We start from the raw sequence: 18,860 nt of genomic DNA, 5'->3' as shown, positions 1-18,860 counted from the left end.
TTCAAGGCTTCACTACGTGGGGTCGAGACCGTGGCTGCGCAGCCAGGGCAGCGGATCGACCGCCGCCCCGCCGCCCGGCCGCACCTCGAAGTGCAGATGCGGGCCGGTGGAGTTGCCGGAGTTGCCCGAGTCGGCGATCGGCTGGCCGGCCTTGACGGTCGTACCGGGCGCGACGACATAGCGGGAGAGGTGGCAGTACCAGGTCTCCGTGCCGTCCTTCGCGGTCAGGATCAGCATGTTGCCGTAGGCGCTGTTCCACTTGGTGGCGACGGTGCCGTCGGTCGCGGCCATCACCGTGGTGCCGTAGGCGACGGGGAAGTCGATGCCGGTGTGCACGGACATCCAGTTGACACCGGCTTGGCCGAAGTAGGCGCTGAGGCCCTTCTGGAGGACCGGCAGCACGAACTTGGGCCGCAGCCGTTCCTTCAGCGCGGCCTCCGCGGCCGCCTTCTTCTTCTCCTGGTCCTGCTGCTGCTTGAGGTCGATCCGCTCCTGGGTGCGGCTCGCCCGGTCGGCGAAGTCGTCGGCGCCGGCCGACAGCCCCCTGAGCTGGGTGTCCAGCTTGCTGTTGGCAGCCGACGGCTGGACCGCGTGCGCGTCCGAGGCGGAGGCGGTGGTCTCGGTGGAACCGTGGTCGTGCAGGGCGCCGACGGAGGCCGCGGCGATCCCGGCGACCCCCACCACACAGGCCGAGGGAACGGCGACGGTCAGCAGCGCGGAGCGCTTCGCGGGCGTACGGCGCCGGGAACGCGCCCCGGCCCGTGCTCCGGCGCGCCCACCCGAAGGAGCCGGAGCCGGCGCGGGCTCCTGCTGCTCCTCCAACAGATGCGGTACGGCGGTGAGTTCGCCGGTGCCGTCCAGCTCGGCGAACCCCTCGAAGGTCGCGGTCTCCTGCTGGTCGAACGGCACGGCGTCCGGCTCGTACGACGCGCTCTCCTGCTCGTACGAAACATTGTCCCGCTGGTACGGCATGCCGTCCTGCTCGTACGGCGCCGCCTCCTGCTCGACACCCGTCGGGTCGGCCGGTCCGCCGGAGTTCCACTGCGTGGCGTCGTACGCGCCCGTGTCGAAGGTCTGGGTGCCCCACTCCCACTGCTGGGTGGCGTCGGGCGTGCCGGGCCGGTCGGGGTGCAGCCAGGCACCGGTGTCCCACTGGCCGCTCACCTCGTTGCCGGTGGCCTGCGCGGGGACGGTCCAGGCGGTGCTGTCGTAGGCACCCGTGTCGTAACCGCCCTGGTGCTGGGGCGCGTAGGCGCCGTAGGCCGGGGTCTGGACGGTGTCGGAATGCCATGGGCCGGTGGCATATTCACTCGTGGCATGGGTATCGCTGTGGATGTGCCCGAAGAGCGGGTCCGGGTCGAAGCCCGGAGTGGAACCACTGGTGAAACCGGTGGCGTCATAGCCGCCGTACGTGGTGAAGTCGTCGTAGGGGACTTCCGGAGTGCCGTACGACGCCGGGGGCGCCGCGGAGGCGTCGGAAGCCGGGGCCGGGGTGGTCAGGGTCCCCGACGGGTGACGGTCGTTCACCAACTTCTCTTTCGCCTCGACAACAGGGGCTGCCAGAGCAGTGCGGCGACTGTACCCGGCGGTATGCGGGCGCGACAATCTTCGGCCGGTTTCGCTGGGCCGGAAAAGGGCATTCGGCGCTGTTTCGGGGGGCGCTCGACCCGAGTTTGGCTTTCTGTTCGATGTGTGTTCGATGTCAGACGGCTGTGCGGCGGCGTCGTACGGCCCGCACGGCGCGCTCGGACGGCCTCACGCCACCGTCAGACCGTTCGCGGGCCCCTCCTTGGTGTCGGCGAAGTCCAGCGCCTCGCGTATCCCGGCCGCCACGGCGGGGTGCACCGGCAGGGCGAGATGGCCGATGCCGGTCACCCGGATGTTGTGCGCGTCGAGGTCGGGGTGCTCAAGACAGGCCGTCTCCAGCGGGTCCATCAACGGGTCCAGGTCGCTCCAGAAACTGACGAACCGGGTGCGGCAGCCGGGCGCGGGGCCGCCCAGTTCCGCGATGACCTGTGAACCGGGCCGCATCTGGCGCACGATGGGATGAGCGTCGGCCAGCGGCGCGACCCGGGTGCCGGAGTGCGGGGTGCCGAGGGTGATCAGTGTGCGTACGCGCAGGTCACCGCCCATGCATTGCACGTAGTACCGGGCGATCAGGCCGCCCAGGCTGTGCCCCACGATGTCCACCCGGTCGCTGCCGGTGCGCTCGCAGATCTCCTCCATATGCCGGCCGAACAGCTCGGCGGCGGTGCGGATGTCGCAGGTCAGCGGGGAGTAGTTGAGCGATTCCACGCGCTGCCCGCCGTGCTGGGCCAGGCTGCGGCGCAGCAGTACGAACACCGAGCGGTTGTCGATGAAGCCGTGCAGCAGCACGACCGGGAGGCCGGGGCGGACGGGCAGCCGGGCGGTGCTGTCGGGCACGGCCGCGGCGGGGGCGAGCCGCTCCTGGAAGAGGCCGGTCGGATACAGCAGCACGTGTCCGGCCAGGATCGCGGCGTCCAGGGCGGTCGCCTTCAGCAGCGTCACCGACAGCCCGGCCAGTTTGCCGGGCCACAGGCGACGGCAGTACGTGTACGGGGAGAAGAGTGGCACTACTCCGGTGACCTTCATGGCCGACCTCCCGTCGGCACACCGGAGGACGGCTCCATCCCCCGTGTGCCTGCATGTCCCACTCAATGAATTCCCCGTCGTCGCGCACCGTAAAACCGTCGGGCGCGGGATGCTGGAGACAACGTCCTTTCACCCCGCGACGGGTGGCGGGGCGTGCCGAAGGTGCGGTACTTGTCGGAAGGCGGCGGCGAGCGCCTCCGCCGGTCGTGCGCCGCGGCCGTGTGCGGTGGCCGTGCGAGGTGCCCGGGCGATGTGGTCGTGTGAGGGAGGCAGTGATGGGTGTGGCAACCGGTCCGATCCGGGTGGTGGTCGCCAAGCCGGGTCTCGACGGCCACGACCGGGGGGCCAAGGTCATCGCGCGCGCCCTGCGGGACGCCGGGATGGAGGTCATCTACACCGGGCTGCACCAGACGCCCGAGCAGATCGTGGACACCGCGCTCCAGGAGGACGCGGACGCGATCGGCCTGTCCATCCTCTCCGGCGCGCACAACACCCTGTTCGCCGCGGTCATCGACCTGCTCAGGGAGCGTGACGCCGAGGACATCCTCGTCTTCGGCGGCGGCATCATCCCGGAGGAGGACATCCCGCCGCTCAAGGAGAAGGGCGTCGCGGAGATCTTCACCCCGGGCGCGACGACCGCGTCGATCGTGGAGTGGGTCAGGGAGAACGTGCGGCAACCGGCGGCGTCCGGGGGCTGACGCGGCGCGGGGACCGGGCCGGGCCGGGCCGGGCCGTCACGCTGCCGGGCGGGACGGCTGGTGTCGCCGGGTGCCGCTGGGGCCGCGCGCCCGTGGGGCCGGGTGCCGGTGGATCCGCGTGTCCGGGGGTCCGCGTGCCCGTGGGTCCGCGTGTCCGCATGCCCGTCGGCCCATGCTCCCCGGCCTCCGGCCCGCCGCCCCCCGCCTGCCGGTCCCACCCTGCGTGCCGGTGTCGCCGGGTGCCCCCGAGTGCCGTTGGGGCCGTGTCGCCTGGCCTCCGGGCCGCCCCCGTGCCGGTCCGACCTCGCGTGCCGGTCCTGCCGGGTGCTCGTGGTCCGCGTGCTCGTGGGCCCATGCTGCCCGGCCTCAGGGCCGCCCGGTGCCGGTCCGACCTCGCGTGCCGGTTCTGCCGGGTGCTCGTGGTCCGCGTGCTCGTGGGCCCATGCTGCCCGGCCTCAGGGCCGCCCGGTGCCGGTCCGACCCCGCGTGCAGGTCCCGCCGGGTGCCCATGGGCCCGCATGCATGTGAGGCCGCGCGGCCGTGGTGCCCGGCCTCCGTCCCGCCCCCTCGTGCCGTCCCGCCCCCTCGTGCCAGCCCGCCCCCCTCGTGCCGTCCCGCCCCTTGTGCCGGTTCCGCTCCGGGCATCCGCGCACCTGTCCCGCCCCCGCCCGCCAGTCCCCCCGCACCGGTGGCCCCTCGACCACGACCGCTGTCACCCCACGCCCGCAGCCCCGGTCGGGCTCAGCTCCTCCGCCATTGCCGCCCGTAGTCGCAGCGTGGTGACGAGTCGTTGGAAGGCCTCCGCCCAGTAGCCTCCGGCGCCCGGTGCGGCGTCCTCGTGTTCGTCGGGGATCGCCAGCAGGGACTGGAGCCGGGCCACCTCGGCCGGGTCCAGGCAGCGTTCCGCGAGGCCCATCACGCCGCTGAAGCTCCAGGGGTAACTCCCCGCGTCCCGCGCGATGTTGAGGGCGTCCACGACGGCCCGGCCCAGCGGTGCGGACCATGGCACCGCGCACACGCCGAGCAGCTGGAACGCCTCCGACAGGCCGTGGGTCGCGATGAACCCGGCGACCCACTCGGCCCGTTCCGCCGGATCCAGCGTGGCCAGCAGCTTGGCGCGCTCCGCCAGGGACACCGCCCCCGGGCCGCCCGCCTCGGGGGCCGACGGCGCGCCGAGCAGCGCCCGCGACCAGCGCGCGTCCCGCTGCCGCACCGCCGCCCGGCACCAGGCCGCGTGCAGCTCGCCCTGCCAGCCGTCCGTCACCGGCAGTGCCACGATCTCCCGCGGGTCGCGCCCGCCGAGCCGGCCCGGCCAGGTGCCGAGCGGCGCGGCCTCCACCAACTGCCCAAGCCACCAGGAGCGTTCACCCCGGCCGACGGGCGGGGTGGCCACCACGCCGTCGCGCTCCATGCCGGAGTCACACTCGTGCGGCGCCTCCACCACGATCACCGGCCCGTCTCCCGAACGGTCCAGGGCCACACACGCCGTGGCCCGTACGGCCATCCGCGCGGCCAGCGCCGAGCCCGGCAGCGCGGACAGCAGTTCCGCCGCCGTGGCCCGGACGTTGCGGCTGCGGTCGCCCAGCGCCTTCTCCAGGAACGGCTCGTCCGCCGCGGACAGGCCCGCGCGCAGCGAGTCCAGGAACATCAGCCGGTCCTCCGCCCGCTCCGTCGGCCAGGTCCCGGCCAGCAACTCACGGGCGAACTCGGGAGATCGGGCCCGCAGCGCGCCCAGCAGGGCCACCCGCTCGGCGAACAGACCCTCCTCCCACAGCCGCCGTATCGCCTGCGCGTCCCCGGGATCCGGGAGCGCCGCGTCACCGCCGGGCGCCGAGCGCAGGGCGAACCGCCAGTCCGGGTTGAACCGGGCCAGCCACAGCGCCCGGGGCCCCGCGAAGGCCAGTGCGGCCGGGCGCAGGTCCGTACGGCCACGGGCCGCGTCCAGCAGCGCGGGGAGCGCCTGCGCGGGGGCCGCGTACCCATGTCCGTTGGCCGCCGCGAGCCACTGCGGGAGCAGCTCCATCAGATCCGGGGAACTGCCCCGCCGCCCACCGCCGGTGCCGCCGGAACGCTCGGCCAGCAGTGCCGCGAGCCGCCCGGCCGCGGCCGTGGGCAGTGCCGGGCGGGGATCCTCGGGCGCCCGCTCCGGCCGCCGCCCGGCCGGTGCGGGCCGCAGTCCGGCCCGTCGTCGTACGGTCGCCTCGGCGGCCGCGTCCAGCAGGGCGACGGGGGCGGGGCGGCCGGGCGCGAGCCGCGCGGGCGGGCGCCGGTCGGTGCCGAGGAGGGCGGTGGTGACCAGGTCCTCCCAGTCGCCCACGGCGTCCGGGCTGGGTGCGCTGCCGTTCATCGCGTTGCCTTCCCTTCGGATGGGGCGTTGCCTTCCCTTCGGGTGGAGTGGGGCGGGGCGGTCAGCACAGCGGCACCGCCTCCCCGCCGCCCTCGGGCCACGCCGTCAGCGGGGTGAAGCCCCGGTGGCCGCACTCGCCGAAGACCGTGACCGGGGCGCCACCGGACAGCGCGAGCAGACGCCACAGGCCGGGACGGGAGCGGGCGGCGCGGGTGAGGGGCAGGGCCGAGTCCGCTTCGGCGTCGGCCAGTTGCCACTGCTCGCCGTCCGGGACCGGGACGACCCGCTCCAGGACCGCCGGGACCGACTCCAGCCAGGGGTCCTCGCGCAGAGCGGTGCCGTACCGGGCCACCGCCTCGCCCGTGGTGACACCCGGAGGACGCGAACCGGCCGGAGCGGGCGCCGCGAACCGCTCGCCCAGCGCCGCCCGGAACTGACCGCCGCCCGGATACGCGGACAACTCGGCGTCCAGGGCGAGTCCCACCGGTAGGGACAGCTCCGGGGCCCGGCCGCCCGCGCCGTAGGAGAGCAGCAGCCGGATGCGGTGCGACGCGGTGCCGTACAGCCATGCCCGGCGCGTCGTCAGTTTCGCGTCCGCCGTGTCGTACTGGGCGAGGACCAGCCAGCGGTCGCGCTCGGGCGGGCCGTCCGCCGGGGCGGGCAGGCCGAGCCGGGAGCGGACCGTGGCCGCGAGGGGCTCAGGCAGCCGGTCGCGGCGCAGCCAGCCCTGGTCGAGCAGATGCACCAGCGCGCACTCCTCCAGCAACCGGGCCGGCCAGCCCGCGCCGGACGCCGGTATCGCCCCCAACTCCCGCACCCGCGCGGCCAGTCCGGGTGCCTGGGCGTCGACCATGCGGGCCGCGGTCTCCTCCCACAGTCCGTACCCCGCCTGTTCGGCCGCGGCCAGGCCGCCGCGCAGCAGGTCGGCCAGGCGCTGCTCCAGCTCGCTCGCGCCCGCGGTGACCCGCTCGGCCCGGCGCTCCGCACGGCGCCGGGCCGCCTCCGGATCGGCGGCCCCACCACCGCTGCCCGGCCGCTTGTCCTCCGCGCGCTCACGCCTGCCCGCGAGCCACTGCTCGGCCCAGTCCGGCGGCTCGGTACGGGCCGGCACCGAGCCGTCGTCCCCCGCCCACAGCAGAAGCAGCCCGAGCGCGTGCTTGCACGGGAACTTACGGCTCGGGCAACTGCACTTGTACGCGGGCCCGATGAGGTCGACCACCGTCTGGTACGGCCTGCTGCCGCTGCCCTTGCACAGCCCCCACACCGACTCCTTCCCGCTCCCCGCCTCGGACCACGGACCGGCCGTGCCGAGCCTGCCGCCCGCCTTGCGTGACGCGGCGTCAGGCGCCAGTGCCAGCACCTGGTCCGCGGTCCAGCGCACCCCCTGCTCAGTCATGTCTCCGACGGTAGATCCCCCCACTGACAATCGGCTCCGAGCGGGCGTTTGCGCTGGTCAGGGCGATTGTCAGTGGGGTGGTTCATCGTTGGTGGCAGATCCGAACCGGCCGAGCTGGAGGGGGCCTCAGCCATGTCAGCCAACCTTGCGTCCACGCCATCGAAGACCGCCGCACCGCACCCGGGCGAGAGCACGACGGCCCTGCGGCCGCACGCCGAGGACGCGTTCGCGGCCGAACTCGCCGCGCTGGCCGCGCAGGACGACCGGCCGCGCCCGGCCCGCTGGAAACTGTCGCCGTGGGCGGTGGCCACGTACCTGCTCGGGGGCACCCTGCCGGACGGCACGGTGATCTCGCCGAAGTACGTGGGCCCGCGCCGGATCGTCGAGGTCGCCGTCACCACGCTCGCCACCGATCGCGCCCTGCTGCTGCTCGGGGTGCCCGGCACCGCCAAGACCTGGGTGTCGGAGCATCTGGCCGCCGCCGTCAGCGGCGACTCGACCCTGCTGGTCCAGGGCACCGCAGGAACCCCCGAGGAGGCCATCCGCTACGGCTGGAACTACGCGCGGCTGCTCGCCCACGGCCCCAGCCGCGACGCCCTCGTGCCCAGCCCCGTCATGCGGGCCATGGCCGAGGGCATGACCGCCCGGGTCGAGGAGCTGACCCGGATCCCGGCCGATGTGCAGGACACCCTGATCACCATCCTGTCCGAGAAGACCCTGCCCATCCCGGAGCTGGGCGAGGAGGTCCAGGCGGTCCGCGGCTTCAACCTGATCGCCACCGCCAACGACCGCGACCGCGGGGTCAACGAACTCTCCAGCGCGCTGCGCCGCCGCTTCAACACCGTCGTGCTGCCGCTGCCGGAGAGCGCCGAGGCCGAGGTGGACATCGTCAGCCGCCGCGTCGAACAGATCGGCCGCTCCCTCGACCTGCCGGCCGTGCCGGACGGGACGGCGGAGATCCGCCGGGTCGTGACCGTCTTCCGCGAACTGCGCGACGGCCTGACCGACGACGGGCGTACGAAGGTGAAGTCGCCCAGCGGCACCCTGTCCACGGCCGAGGCGATCTCCGTCGTCACGGGCGGCCTCGCGCTGGCCGCCCACTTCGGTGACGGCGTACTGCGCCCGGCCGATGTCGCGGCCGGCATCCTCGGTGCCGTCGTCCGCGATCCGGCGGCCGACCGGGTCGTCTGGCAGGAGTACCTGGAGACGGTCGTGCGCGAGCGCGAGGGCTGGACGGACTTCTACCGCGCGTGCCGGGAGGTGAGCGCATGACCGGCGCCGGCCCGCTCCTGCTCGGGGTGCGGCACCACGGACCCGGCTCCGCCCGCGCGGTGCGCGCCGCGCTGGACGCCGCCCGGCCCGCCGCCGTCCTGATCGAGGGGCCGCCCGAGGCCGACGCGCTGATCCCGCTGGCCGCCGACCCCGAGCTGCGGCCGCCGGTCGCCCTGCTCGCCCATGCGGTGGACGAGCCCGGCCGGTCCGCGTTCTGGCCGTTCGCCGCCTTCAGTCCGGAGTGGGTGGCCGTGCGCTGGGCGCTGGAGCACGGCGTCCCGGCCCGCTTCATCGACCTGCCGGCCGCCCACACCCTCGCCTGGGGTGCCGAACTCCCGCCTGCGGAAGGGGAGTCGGAGGTCGCCGAGGGTGAGCAGGTCCGTGTCGACCCGCTCGCCGCGCTCGCCGGGGCCGCCGGGTACGACGACCCCGAGCGCTGGTGGGAGGACGCCGTGGAACACCGGGGGGCGGGGGAGCGCGACCCCTTCGCCCCGTTCGAGGCGCTGGCCGAGGCCATGGGCGCGCTGCGCGAGCGGTACGGCGCGGGCGGGCGCCCCCGGGACCTGGTGCGCGAGGCCCAGATGCGGCTCCGACTGCGCGCCGCGCGCCGGGAGTTCGGGGACACGGTGGCGGTGGTGTGCGGGGCCTGGCACGTACCCGCGCTGCGGCAGCGGACGACGGTCACCGCCGACCGGGCGCTGCTGAAGGGGCTGCCCAAGGTGAAGACCGAGCTGACCTGGGTGCCCTGGACGCACCGCAGGCTGGCCCGGTCGAGCGGCTACGGCGCGGGCATCGACTCGCCCGGCTGGTACGGCCATCTCTTCCACGCCCCCGACCGGCCGGTGGAACGGTGGCTGACCAAGGTGGCCGGGCTGCTGCGGGAGGAGGACCGGATCGTGTCCTCCGCGCATGTCATCGAGGCCGTACGGCTCGCCGACACCCTCGCGGCCATGCGCGGGCGCCCGCTGCCGGGCCTGGGCGAGACCACCGACGCGGTGCGCGCGGTGATGTGCGACGGCTCGGACGTGCCGCTCGCGCTGGTGCACGACCGGCTGGTGGTCGGGGACGTCCTCGGGGAGGTGCCGGAGTCGGCTCCCGCCGTGCCGTTGCAGCGCGACCTGGGGCGGCAGCAGCGTTCGCTGCGGCTCAGGCCGGAGGCGCTGGAGCGCGAGCTGGAGCTGGATCTTCGGGGGGACACGGACGCGGGCCGCAGCAGACTGCTGCACCGGCTGCGGCTGCTGGGGATCGGCTGGGGGGAGCCGGGCCCCTCGCGGGGGAGCACGGGCACGTTCCGGGAGACCTGGCGGCTGCGCTGGGAGCCGGAGCTGTCGGTGCGGGTCGCGGAGGCGGGAGTGTGGGGGACGACCGTGGCCGCGGCGGCGCGGGCCAAGGCGGAGGCGGACGCGGCGGACGCGGGGACCCTCGCCGATGTCACGGCGCTCGCCGAGCGGTGCCTGCTCGCCGGACTGCCCGACGCCCTGCCCGCGGTCATGCGGGCGCTCGGCGACCGCGCGGCCCTGGACACCGACGTCGGCCACCTCGCCCAGGCGCTGCCCGCCCTGGTCCGCTCCCTGCGCTACGGCGACGTCCGCGGCACCGACACCCACGCCCTGTCCGACGTCGCCGCCGCCCTCGCCGAACGGATCTTCGTGGGCCTGCCCCCGGCCTGCACCGCCCTCGACAGCGACGCGGCGGAGCAGATGAGGGGGCATGTGGACGCCGTGCATACGTCGGTGGGGCTGCTGGGAGAGGCACTGGGCAGTGCGACCGGCACGGATCCCGGGGCGGCGAGCGGCACCGGCGGCGCGGGCGGGGCCGCCGGGCACGCGGCCGGGGGCACCGATGCGGATGGGGCGGGCTCGGACGGCGCCGAGGGGACCGGTTCGGGGGAGGCGGCCGGCGTGGGTGCCGCCGCCGACATGGGTACGGCGCCCACCGCGACCGGCGAGAGCGCCCCGGCCATCCCGGCCCCGAGCGCCGGTGCAGGCGTGGCATCGTCCCCGGCGGTCGGCGCCGATCGGAGTGCGAGTGCCGCCGCGCCCTCGCACGCCGGTGGGGGCGCCGCGGCAGCGTCGGTACCTGGTGTCAGTGGGAGCCCGGTTTCGGCCCCGGCCCCAGCGGCCGATGGCGGCACGGTGTCGCCCCCGGACCCCGGCGCCGGTGCGAGCGTGACGACGGCCCCGGCTCCCGGCATCGGCGGAACGGTGCCCTCCGTTCCCGAGGGGCCGGCCCCCGGTATCGGCGAAAGCATGCCCCCCGGCCCCGAAGGTCCCGACCGCGTCCGGAGACTTCGGGGGCTGCGGCGGCGTTGGCGGGGGGTGTTGCGGGGGCTCGCCGGGCGGGACGCCGTCGCCGGGGTGGTTCGGGGGCGGGCGGTGCGGTTGTTGATGGACGAGGGGGAGCTGGGGGCCGGTGAGGCGGCGCGGTTGATGGGGGTCGCGTTGTCGCGGGGGACGCCGCCCGTGGAGGCCGCCGCGTGGATCGAGGGGTTCGTCGGCGGCGGGGGCGGCCTGCTGCTGGTGCACGACGAGCGGCTGCTCGGCCTGGTCGACAGCTGGCTGACCGGGGTGCCGGCGGAGGCGTTCACGGACGTACTGCCGCTGCTGCGGCGCACCTTCGCGGCGTACGACCCGGGGGTGCGCAGAACCCTCGGCGAACTGGTGCGGCGCGGACCGGGGGAGCAGAGCGATCCCGGGGCGCGGGGACTCACCGCACCGGGCTTCGGCGTCGAGCCGGATGCCGGGCGCGCCGATGCCGTACGTCCCCTGCTGCGGCTGCTGCTCGGGATCGCGACCGAGGAGAAGAACCTCACGGGGGTGGGCGTATGACGACCGGGACGGAACCGACGGAGCGGCTGCGGCGCTGGCGCCTCGTGCTCGGCGGGGAGCAGGCGGACGGCACCGGATGCGCGCTGTCCGGGCGGGACGCGGGCATGGACGGGGCGCTCGCCGCGCTCTACGGCAAGGGGGACAGACCGCAGACCGGCCGGGAGCGCGCCGCCGGGCTCGGCGCCTCGGCGCCGTCCGTGGCCCGCTGGCTCGGCGACATCCGCACGTACTTCCCGTCCTCCGTCGTCCAGATCATGCAGCGCGACGCCATCGACCGGCTCGGACTCTCCGCTCTGCTCCTGGAGCCGGAGATGCTGGAGGCGGTGGAGGCCGATGTGCACCTGGTCGGCACGCTGCTCTCGCTCAACAAGGCGATGCCGGAGACCACGAAGGAGACGGCGCGGGCGGTCGTGCGCAAGGTGGTGGACGACCTGGAGAAGCGGCTCGCGACCCGCACCCGTGCCACCCTGACCGGCGCCCTGGACCGCAGCGCGCGTGTCACCCGGCCGCGCCACCACGACATCGACTGGAACCGCACCATCGCGGCCAACCTCAAGCACTACCTGCCCGAGCACCGCACGGTCGTACCGGAGCGGCTCATCGGCTACGGCCGCGCCGCGCGGTCGGTGAAGAAGGAGGTGATCCTCTGCATCGACCAGTCCGGCTCGATGGCGGCGTCCGTGGTCTACGCCTCCGTCTTCGGCGCCGTCCTCGCCTCCATGCGCTCGATCAGCACCCGCCTGGTCGTCTTCGACACGGCGGTGGTCGACCTCACCGACCAGCTGGACGACCCGGTGGACGTCCTCTTCGGCACCCAGCTCGGCGGCGGCACGGACATCAACCGGGCGCTCGCCCACTGCCAGGCGCACCTCACCCGGCCCGCCGAGACCGTCGTCGTGCTGATCAGCGACCTCTACGAGGGCGGCATCCGCGACGAGATGCTCAAGCGGGTGGCGGCCATGAAGGCGTCCGGGGTGCAGTTCGTGACGCTGCTCGCGCTGTCGGACGAGGGAGCGCCGGCCTACGACCGGGAGCACGCGGCCGCGCTCGCCGCCCTCGGCGCCCCGGCCTTCGCCTGCACCCCCGACCTGTTCCCCGAGGTGATGGCGGCGGCGCTGGAGAAGCGGCCGCTGCCGATACCGGAGACGGCGTAGCGGAGGAGGGGCCGGGAACCCGTGTGGCGTACGGGGCGTCGGAGGGGGCATCGGGTAGCTGGCACATCCGCCCGTCGCCCGGCCACCTCGCTCCGTGGGGCGGCCGCACCCGGTCGGCCGAATGCCGTCGGACCGACCGGACGGAGCCTCGCGGGTGGGGCGGGTGGTCCCCATTGGGGTGGGGATCAACCGTTCCGGCCCCGGCGCCATCGGGGTCGTCCGGGGGCCTCACCGGGTCAACCCCAGCCCGGTGAGGCCTCGTACCCGCCGGTAGGGTGGGGATGGTGCGGCACGGCGTGCCAGGGAACCCGGCATCATGTGACAGGTATCACCGCTCACGTGTGACCCTCGATTTAGGGACCCCCCGCAAGCGGCGATAACCTGCGAGACGGACATGCCGCGCGCTCGGACACCGTGTGCGCCCCCCTAGTGACAAGCGGACGTCACGTTGCCCTTCGCGGCACGCCCACGCATCCAACGAACCGCGAGATCACTGATAGGGACGGAAGCGCGTGGACCTGTTCGAGTACCAGGCGAGGGACCTCTTCGCCAAGCACGATGTACCGGTGCTGGCCGGTGAAGTCATCGACACGCCTGAGGCGGCGCGCGAGATCACCGAGCGTCTGGGCGGCAAGTCTGTCGTCAAGGCGCAGGTGAAGGTCGGTGGTCGTGGCAAGGCCGGCGGCGTCAAGCTGGCCGCCTCCGCGGACGAGGCCGTCGCGCGTGCGACGGACATCCTCGGCATGGACATCAAGGGCCACACGGTCCACAAGGTGATGATCGCCGAGACCGCCCCGGAGATCGTCGAGGAGTACTACGTCTCCTTCCTCCTCGACCGTGCGAACCGCACCTTCCTCTCCATCGCCTCCGTCGAGGGCGGCATGGAGATCGAGGAGGTGGCGGCCACCCGCCCCGAGGCCGTCGCCAAGACGCCGATCGACGCGATCGACGGCGTGACCCCGGAGAAGGCCCGCGAGATCGTCGCGGCCGCCAAGTTCCCGGCCGAGGTGGCCGACCAGGTCGCCAACGTCCTGGTCAAGCTGTGGGACACCTTCATCAAGGAGGACGCCCTCCTGGTCGAGGTCAACCCGCTGGCCAAGGTCGCCTCGGGTGATGTCATCGCCCTGGACGGCAAGGTCTCCCTGGACGACAACGCCGAGTTCCGTCACCCGGACTTCGAGGCGCTGCACGACAAGGCCGCGGCCAACCCGCTGGAGGCCGCCGCCAAGGAGAAGAACCTCAACTACGTCAAGCTCGACGGTGAGGTCGGCATCATCGGCAACGGCGCGGGTCTCGTCATGAGCACCCTGGACGTCGTCGCGTACGCCGGTGAGAACCACGGTGGCGTGAAGCCCGCCAACTTCCTGGACATCGGTGGCGGCGCCTCCGCCCAGGTGATGGCGAACGGCCTGGAGATCATCCTGGGCGACCCGGACGTCAAGTCCGTCTTCGTGAACGTCTTCGGTGGCATCACCGCCTGTGACGAGGTCGCCAACGGCATCGTGCAGGCCCTGAAGCTTCTGGAGGACCGCGGCGAGAAGGTCGAGAAGCCGCTCGTCGTCCGCCTCGACGGCAACAACGCCGAGCTGGGCCGGAAGATCCTCACGGACGCCAACCACCCGCTGGTGCAGCGCGTCGACACCATGGACGGCGCGGCCGCCAAGGCCGCCGAGCTGGCCGCCGCCAAGTAAGCACGAGGACGAGGACACCGACACACCATGGCTATCTGGCTCAACAAGGACAGCAAGGTCATCGTCCAGGGCATGACCGGCGCCACCGGCATGAAGCACACCAAGCTCATGCTCGGTGACGGCACGAACGTCGTGGGCGGCGTGAACCCGCGCAAGGCGGGTCAGACCGTGGACTTCGACGGCACCGAGGTACCCGTCTTCGGCACCGTCAAGGAGGCCATCGAGAAGACCGGCGCCAACGTCTCCGTCATCTTCGTGCCGGAGAAGTTCACGAAGGACGCGGTCGTCGAGGCCATCGACGCCGAGATCGAGCTGGCCGTCGTGATCACCGAGGGCATCGCCGTGCACGACTCGGCGTCGTTCTGGGCGTACGCCGGTAAGAAGGGCAACAAGACCCGGATCATCGGCCCGAACTGCCCCGGCATCATCACCCCGGGTCAGTCGAACGTCGGCATCATCCCGGGCGACATCACCAAGCCGGGCCGCATCGGCCTGGTCTCGAAGTCCGGCACGCTGACGTACCAGATGATGTACGAGCTGCGTGACATCGGCTTCTCGACCGCCGTCGGCATCGGTGGCGACCCGATCATCGGCACCACGCACATCGACGCGCTCGCGGCGTTCCAGGAGGACCCCGAGACCGAGCTCATCGTGATGATCGGTGAGATCGGTGGTGACGCCGAGGAGCGTGCCGCCGCGTTCATCAAGGAGAACGTGACGAAGCCGGTCGTCGGTTACGTCGCGGGCTTCACCGCGCCGGAGGGCAAGACCATGGGTCACGCCGGCGCGATCGTCTCCGGTTCCTCCGGCACCGCGCAGGCGAAGAAGGAGGCCCTGGAGGCCGCGGGCGTCAAGGTCGGCAAGACCCCGACCGAGACGGCCAAGCTCGCCCGCGAGATCCTGGGCGCGTGATCAATACGGCAGAGCTGGGCTTTTCGACGAGCTGAGCCTCTGACCTGAACGCCGGTAGGCCCGTCCCGTTTCCCGGGGCGGGCCTACCGGCGTTTTCGCTCGCCACGCAGGTGGGTTCCGCAGGTCACCGAGGCGTCGGTTCGACGCGTTCGCTGCCCGAGGACGCCTCCCCGTGGAGTTTGGACCGCAGGGCCAGTTCGTCGCGGGACAGGGGGCCCATCGGGACCGCGCGGGGGACGCCCTGGACGGCCTGGGCGGGGGCGATCGGGGGTTCGTAGTGGGTCGGTGCCGTGCGCAGGGTGAGCGTCGTCGCGCCGATGATCGTCACCGTGAAGGCGATCGCCGCCCGGGTCCAGAAGACATTGCGGCGTTCGCCGAGCGTGCGGACGGTCGGGGGGCGGGACGCGCGCAGGCGTTCGCGGGAGGACAGTTCCGTCAGCCGGCGGTGCAGCAGTGCCGTGTCCGCCAGCTCGGGGACCCGCGCGGCCATCGCCTCCCGCGCGTGCGTCAGCCGGTTCGCCGCCGCTGGGGTGCTCGCCTCCGTCTCCGCCGCCGTCTCCGGGAGATCGAGGCCGACCCCGTCGTACAGCACCAGCGTGCGCCGGTACGACGGCGGCAGCTTGAGCAGCGCGCCCAGCAGATCCCGGTCCGCCGGGTCGGCCGGTGGCGGCTCCGGATGCCGGTAGCAGGGGCGGAACCGGTGCCAGGGCGAGAGCGCGCAGTCGTACGCCACCGCCCTGACCCACCCGGCCGGGTCCCGGTCCCTGGCCACCTCGGGCCAGCGCTGCCAGGCCAGCTGGAAGGCGCGCTCCACCGCCTCCCGGGCCAGCTCGCGGCGCCCGCACAGCAGATAGGTCTGGCGTACGAGGGCCGGGGCGCAGAAGGCGTAGAGCGCGTCGAAGGCCTGAGCGGGCGTCAGCGGCTCGGGCTTTCCCGGGACCGGCTTCGCGGATGGTGCGTCAGGTCCCGTCGGCGGGGCGAACGCACCGAGGAACTCGGTGTACGCCCGCCCCTCGGCGCCGGTCGGCGCCCGGCGCCCCGACTCCCACGCGCGCACCGTGGCGCGGGCCACTCCGAGGCGTCTGGCCAGCTGAGCCCGGGTCAGGGAGCGGGACTGGCGCAGGCGTCGGCGTTCCTTCGGCGGCGGCAACGGGCTTGCGGAGATCTGCGTGCTCACCGTGCACCCTTTCGTACGATAAGTGACATAAACATATATTGAGCGACACTACGGTGCTTAACCTGTTACGCCGGGAAAGCGCGTGTCGTTGGGACCATGGCCGGGTGACCCACATGACCGCGCGCCGACCGTCGCTCACCCCCCTGTCCACCCGGCTGCGCGACCGCTCGCCCGGCCTGTCCGCGAGCCTGCTGAACGGCGTGGTCGCGGCCGGGCTCGGCCTCGGCGTGCTCACCGTGCTGGTCCTCGCCCTGTGGATCAGCTCGCCGTACCCCGACAGCGGGCCGGGCGGCGTTCTGCACATCGCCGCCGCGCTGTGGCTGCTGGCGCACGGCGTCGAACTGGTCCGCACCGACACCCTCTCGGGCGCGCCCCTCCCGGTCGGCGTCACCCCGTTGCTGCTGCTCGCGCTGCCCGCCTGGCTGCTGTACCGGGCGGGCCGGTACGCCACGGACGCCTCCGGCGAGCCCGACGGACCGCCCCCGGTACCCGTACGCACGGCCTGGCTCGGCGTGGTACTCGGCTACCTCACCGTCGGCACCGCCGTCGCGGCGTACTGCTCCGGCGGTGAACTGCGGCCGTCCTGGGGCTGGTTGACGGTGTCCCTGCCCCTGGTCGCGGTGGCCGGGGCGGGCGCCGGGGTCTGGTCGGCGCACGGCTGCCCGCCCGAGCCGCTGCTCATCGTGCTGAAGGCGGTGCCGGGTCCGCTACGGCGGCTGGTGTTCGGCGCGGACGCGCGGGCCCGGGTGGACACGGCCGTACGGGCCGCCGGGGCGTCGACCGCCGTGCTGGTCGGCGGCGGTGCGCTGCTCGTGGCCGCCTCGACGGTGTGGCACGGGGAGGCGGCGCGGGCGTCGTTCCTCCAGCTGACGGAGGGGTGGACGGGACGGTTCGCGGTGCTGCTGCTCGGCATGGCGCTGGTCCCCAACGCCTCCGTGTGGGCCGCCTCCTACGCCCTCGGCCCCGGCTTCGTCCTCGGCGCCGGGCACCCGGTGCACCCGCTGGCCTCCGACCCGGCCCCGCTGCTGCCGCCGTTCCCGCTGCTCGCGGCGGTCCCGGACGCGGGCCCCGGCACCCGGCTGAACTGGGCGGCCGCGCTGGTGCCGGTGGCGGCCGGGGTGGTGGCCGGATGGTTCGTGGCCCGCGCGGCGGTACGGCGCCGGGGGCACCGGGAACCGCCCCGGGTGCGCTGGTCGGCGGTCCGTACCACCGGCGTGACCCTGCTGACGGCCGTGGTCTGCACCCTGCTGCTGGCCCTGCTCGCCACCCTCTCCGGGGGCCCGCTGGGTGTCGGCGCGCTCTCCCGCTTCGGCCCCCTGTGGTGGCAGACCGGCCCGGCGGCCGGCGCCTGGACCGCGCTGCTCGGCCTGCCGACCGCCCTGGTCGTACGGGCCTGGCGGCTGCGGGGCGCGGGGGCCCTGAGGGCAGCGGCGGATGGGGAGAAGCCGAGGGGTGAGCAGAAGCCCAAGGACTCCGGAAAAGCGAAGGACTCGGCGAAGGCCAAGGAATCCGGAAAGGCCGACGGCAAGGCCAAGCGCGAGGACAACCTCTCCGACGAGGACGCCTACGACATCCTCCCGGCCGAGCCTCCGGCGGAACTCCGCATCGAACGCATCGAACTCCCCGCCGAGGCCCCCAGCACGGAAACCAGCAAGGCCACGGAAACCATGGAGGCCAGGGAACCCACGGACTCCGCCGACCCCACGGACCCCGCCCCGGCCAAGGAAACCCCCGAGACCTCCGAGCCCCCCGGAACCCCCTGACACCGCCCCCGTGCTACTCGTTCGCCGTCCCGAGCACGCCCCTCAACTGCTCCGGCAGCAGTGTCTGGCACGACTGCTTCGCCTCGTGTGTGAGCGCGTCGTCCACGCAGGTGAAGTAGTCGCGGTAGACGAACTGGACGGTGAAGGTCGAGGCGACCAGTACCAGGGCCAGGGACGCCGTGACCAGGCCGGCGACGGCCGCCGTCGTCTGGGAGCGGCCGGGGGGCGGGGCCGGCTTGTCCGGGTCGGCGGCGCGGGGCTCGGCGCGCAGCGCGCTGACGCCCCAGTACAGCGCCAGCGCGCCCAGCAGCAGCGACACGTACGGCCAGCTGAACAGCGCGAAGAAGATGGCCCACATCCCGGACAGCAGCGCGAAGCGCGCCCGGCGCTGGACCGGGTCCGTGGGGTCCCAGCGCATGCCCGCACCGGGGCCGCCCTGACCGCCGCCCTGGCCGCCGGGCCCCTGGGGACCCGCGCCGGGGCGCTCGCCGAAGCCACCGGGGGACCGGCCGGGCTGCCGGTCGCTCCACTGGCTGCCCCACGAGCCGCCGCCCTGACCGCCCTGGCCACCGTGACCGCCCTGGCCACCACCGGAACCGGAAGGACCGGAAGAACCCGAGGCACCGCCCGGGTGCCGCGGCTGCCACGGCCGGTCCGGGGTGCCCTCCGGCGGCGGCGCGAACGGATTGTCCTGCTGCCGTCCGCCCTCGTCACCGCGGCCGTCCCGCCCGGGGTCGCCGTTCTGCCCCTCGCCGGAGCTTCCGGAGCCGCCCCGCGGGGCGTCGGGCGGCGTCGAAGGCCGCTCGCGCAGCAGCACTCCGTCGCGCTCCCCTCCCCGGGCCGGTGCTGGCGGGAACGTGAGGAGTCGCAGGCTGCGGACGGGCATCAAAAGAGCGTCTTCCCCTAGATCAACACGGCTGGTCGTCGTGAGCTTCCACCCCGTCAACGTGCCGCACGACGACCGCGTTCCCGGGGCTGCTCCTGTCGATTCCCTGCGAACGCTACCTCC

The 18,860-nt window shown here is 74.0% G+C and carries 13 protein-coding genes; 7 read left to right on the top strand and 6 right to left on the bottom strand.

Annotated features, from left to right (window positions below):
• Window positions 1-12: 12 nt before the first annotated feature.
• Together HEP81_RS15690 and HEP81_RS15685 are read right to left on the bottom strand one after the other, a co-directional pair.
• Window positions 13-1,527, bottom strand: a complete 1,515-nt coding sequence (locus HEP81_RS15690) for a M23 family metallopeptidase (RefSeq protein ID WP_037655951.1) — start codon at window positions 1,525-1,527, stop codon at window positions 13-15.
• A 228-nt stretch (window positions 1,528-1,755) separates the two neighbouring features.
• Complete coding sequence (locus tag HEP81_RS15685; protein ID WP_037655953.1) at window positions 1,756-2,613, bottom strand: esterase/lipase family protein; 858 nt, start codon at window positions 2,611-2,613, stop codon at window positions 1,756-1,758.
• Between the two features lie 275 nt (window positions 2,614-2,888).
• Here HEP81_RS15685 and HEP81_RS15680 point away from each other — a divergent pair, with 275 nt between their 5' ends.
• Window positions 2,889-3,311 (top strand): coenzyme B12-dependent isobutyryl CoA mutase small subunit, encoded by a 423-nt coding sequence (locus HEP81_RS15680; protein ID WP_037655955.1) that lies wholly within the window; start codon window positions 2,889-2,891, stop codon window positions 3,309-3,311.
• A 712-nt stretch (window positions 3,312-4,023) separates the two neighbouring features.
• Here HEP81_RS15680 and HEP81_RS15675 read toward each other — a convergent pair.
• Window positions 4,024-5,658 (bottom strand): DUF5691 domain-containing protein, encoded by a 1,635-nt coding sequence (locus HEP81_RS15675; RefSeq protein ID WP_037655957.1) that lies wholly within the window; start codon window positions 5,656-5,658, stop codon window positions 4,024-4,026.
• Window positions 5,659-5,719: 61 nt separating this feature from the next.
• Window positions 5,720-7,054: an SWIM zinc finger family protein gene (locus HEP81_RS15670; protein WP_037655959.1), complete on the bottom strand. Its 1,335-nt coding sequence runs from the start codon at window positions 7,052-7,054 to the stop codon at window positions 5,720-5,722.
• A gap of 132 nt (window positions 7,055-7,186) precedes the next feature.
• On the opposite strand from HEP81_RS15670, the gene HEP81_RS15665 reads away from it, so the two are divergent.
• The 5 genes from HEP81_RS15665 to sucD all read left to right on the top strand — a co-directional run bounded on the left by HEP81_RS15665 (window position 7,187) and on the right by sucD (window position 14,911).
• Window positions 7,187-8,326, top strand: a complete 1,140-nt coding sequence (locus tag HEP81_RS15665) for an ATP-binding protein (RefSeq protein ID WP_037655961.1) — start codon at window positions 7,187-7,189, stop codon at window positions 8,324-8,326.
• Complete coding sequence (locus tag HEP81_RS41505) at window positions 8,323-11,154, top strand: DUF5682 family protein (protein WP_037655963.1); 2,832 nt, start codon at window positions 8,323-8,325, stop codon at window positions 11,152-11,154. Before HEP81_RS15665 ends, HEP81_RS41505 begins: the two co-directional genes overlap by 4 nt.
• Window positions 11,151-12,308 (top strand): VWA domain-containing protein, encoded by a 1,158-nt coding sequence (locus HEP81_RS15650; protein ID WP_037655965.1) that lies wholly within the window; start codon window positions 11,151-11,153, stop codon window positions 12,306-12,308. The genes HEP81_RS41505 and HEP81_RS15650 overlap by 4 nt, the downstream gene beginning before the upstream one ends.
• Window positions 12,309-12,820: 512 nt before the next feature.
• Window positions 12,821-13,999: an ADP-forming succinate--CoA ligase subunit beta gene (gene sucC / locus HEP81_RS15645; RefSeq protein WP_037655967.1), complete on the top strand. Its 1,179-nt coding sequence runs from the start codon at window positions 12,821-12,823 to the stop codon at window positions 13,997-13,999.
• Window positions 14,000-14,026: 27 nt separating this feature from the next.
• On the top strand, window positions 14,027-14,911 hold the full coding sequence (gene sucD, locus HEP81_RS15640) for a succinate--CoA ligase subunit alpha (protein ID WP_037655968.1): 885 nt from the start codon (window positions 14,027-14,029) through the stop codon (window positions 14,909-14,911).
• A gap of 124 nt (window positions 14,912-15,035) precedes the next feature.
• Here sucD and HEP81_RS15635 read toward each other — a convergent pair whose 3' ends face one another.
• Entirely contained in the window at window positions 15,036-16,088 is a 1,053-nt protein-coding gene (locus tag HEP81_RS15635) for a helix-turn-helix domain-containing protein (protein ID WP_037655970.1), read from the bottom strand.
• Window positions 16,089-16,201: 113 nt separating this feature from the next.
• Between HEP81_RS15635 and HEP81_RS15630 the strand changes: the two genes are divergently transcribed.
• Window positions 16,202-17,851, top strand: coding sequence for a cell division protein PerM (locus tag HEP81_RS15630; protein WP_220512198.1), 1,650 nt, complete (start codon window positions 16,202-16,204; stop codon window positions 17,849-17,851).
• A 13-nt stretch (window positions 17,852-17,864) separates the two neighbouring features.
• Here HEP81_RS15630 and HEP81_RS15625 read toward each other — a convergent pair whose 3' ends face one another.
• Window positions 17,865-18,737 carry a hypothetical protein gene (locus HEP81_RS15625; protein WP_037655971.1) on the bottom strand — a complete coding sequence of 291 codons (873 nt, stop codon included), beginning with the start codon at window positions 18,735-18,737 and terminating at the stop codon, window positions 17,865-17,867.
• Window positions 18,738-18,860: the final 123 nt, after the last annotated feature.

Source organism: Streptomyces griseofuscus (genome assembly GCF_014673495.1).
Classification (GTDB): domain Bacteria; phylum Actinomycetota; class Actinomycetes; order Streptomycetales; family Streptomycetaceae; genus Streptomyces; species Streptomyces murinus.
The sequence above is the reverse complement of the archived record's forward strand: the minus strand, read 5'-3'. Positions and strand labels throughout refer to the sequence as shown.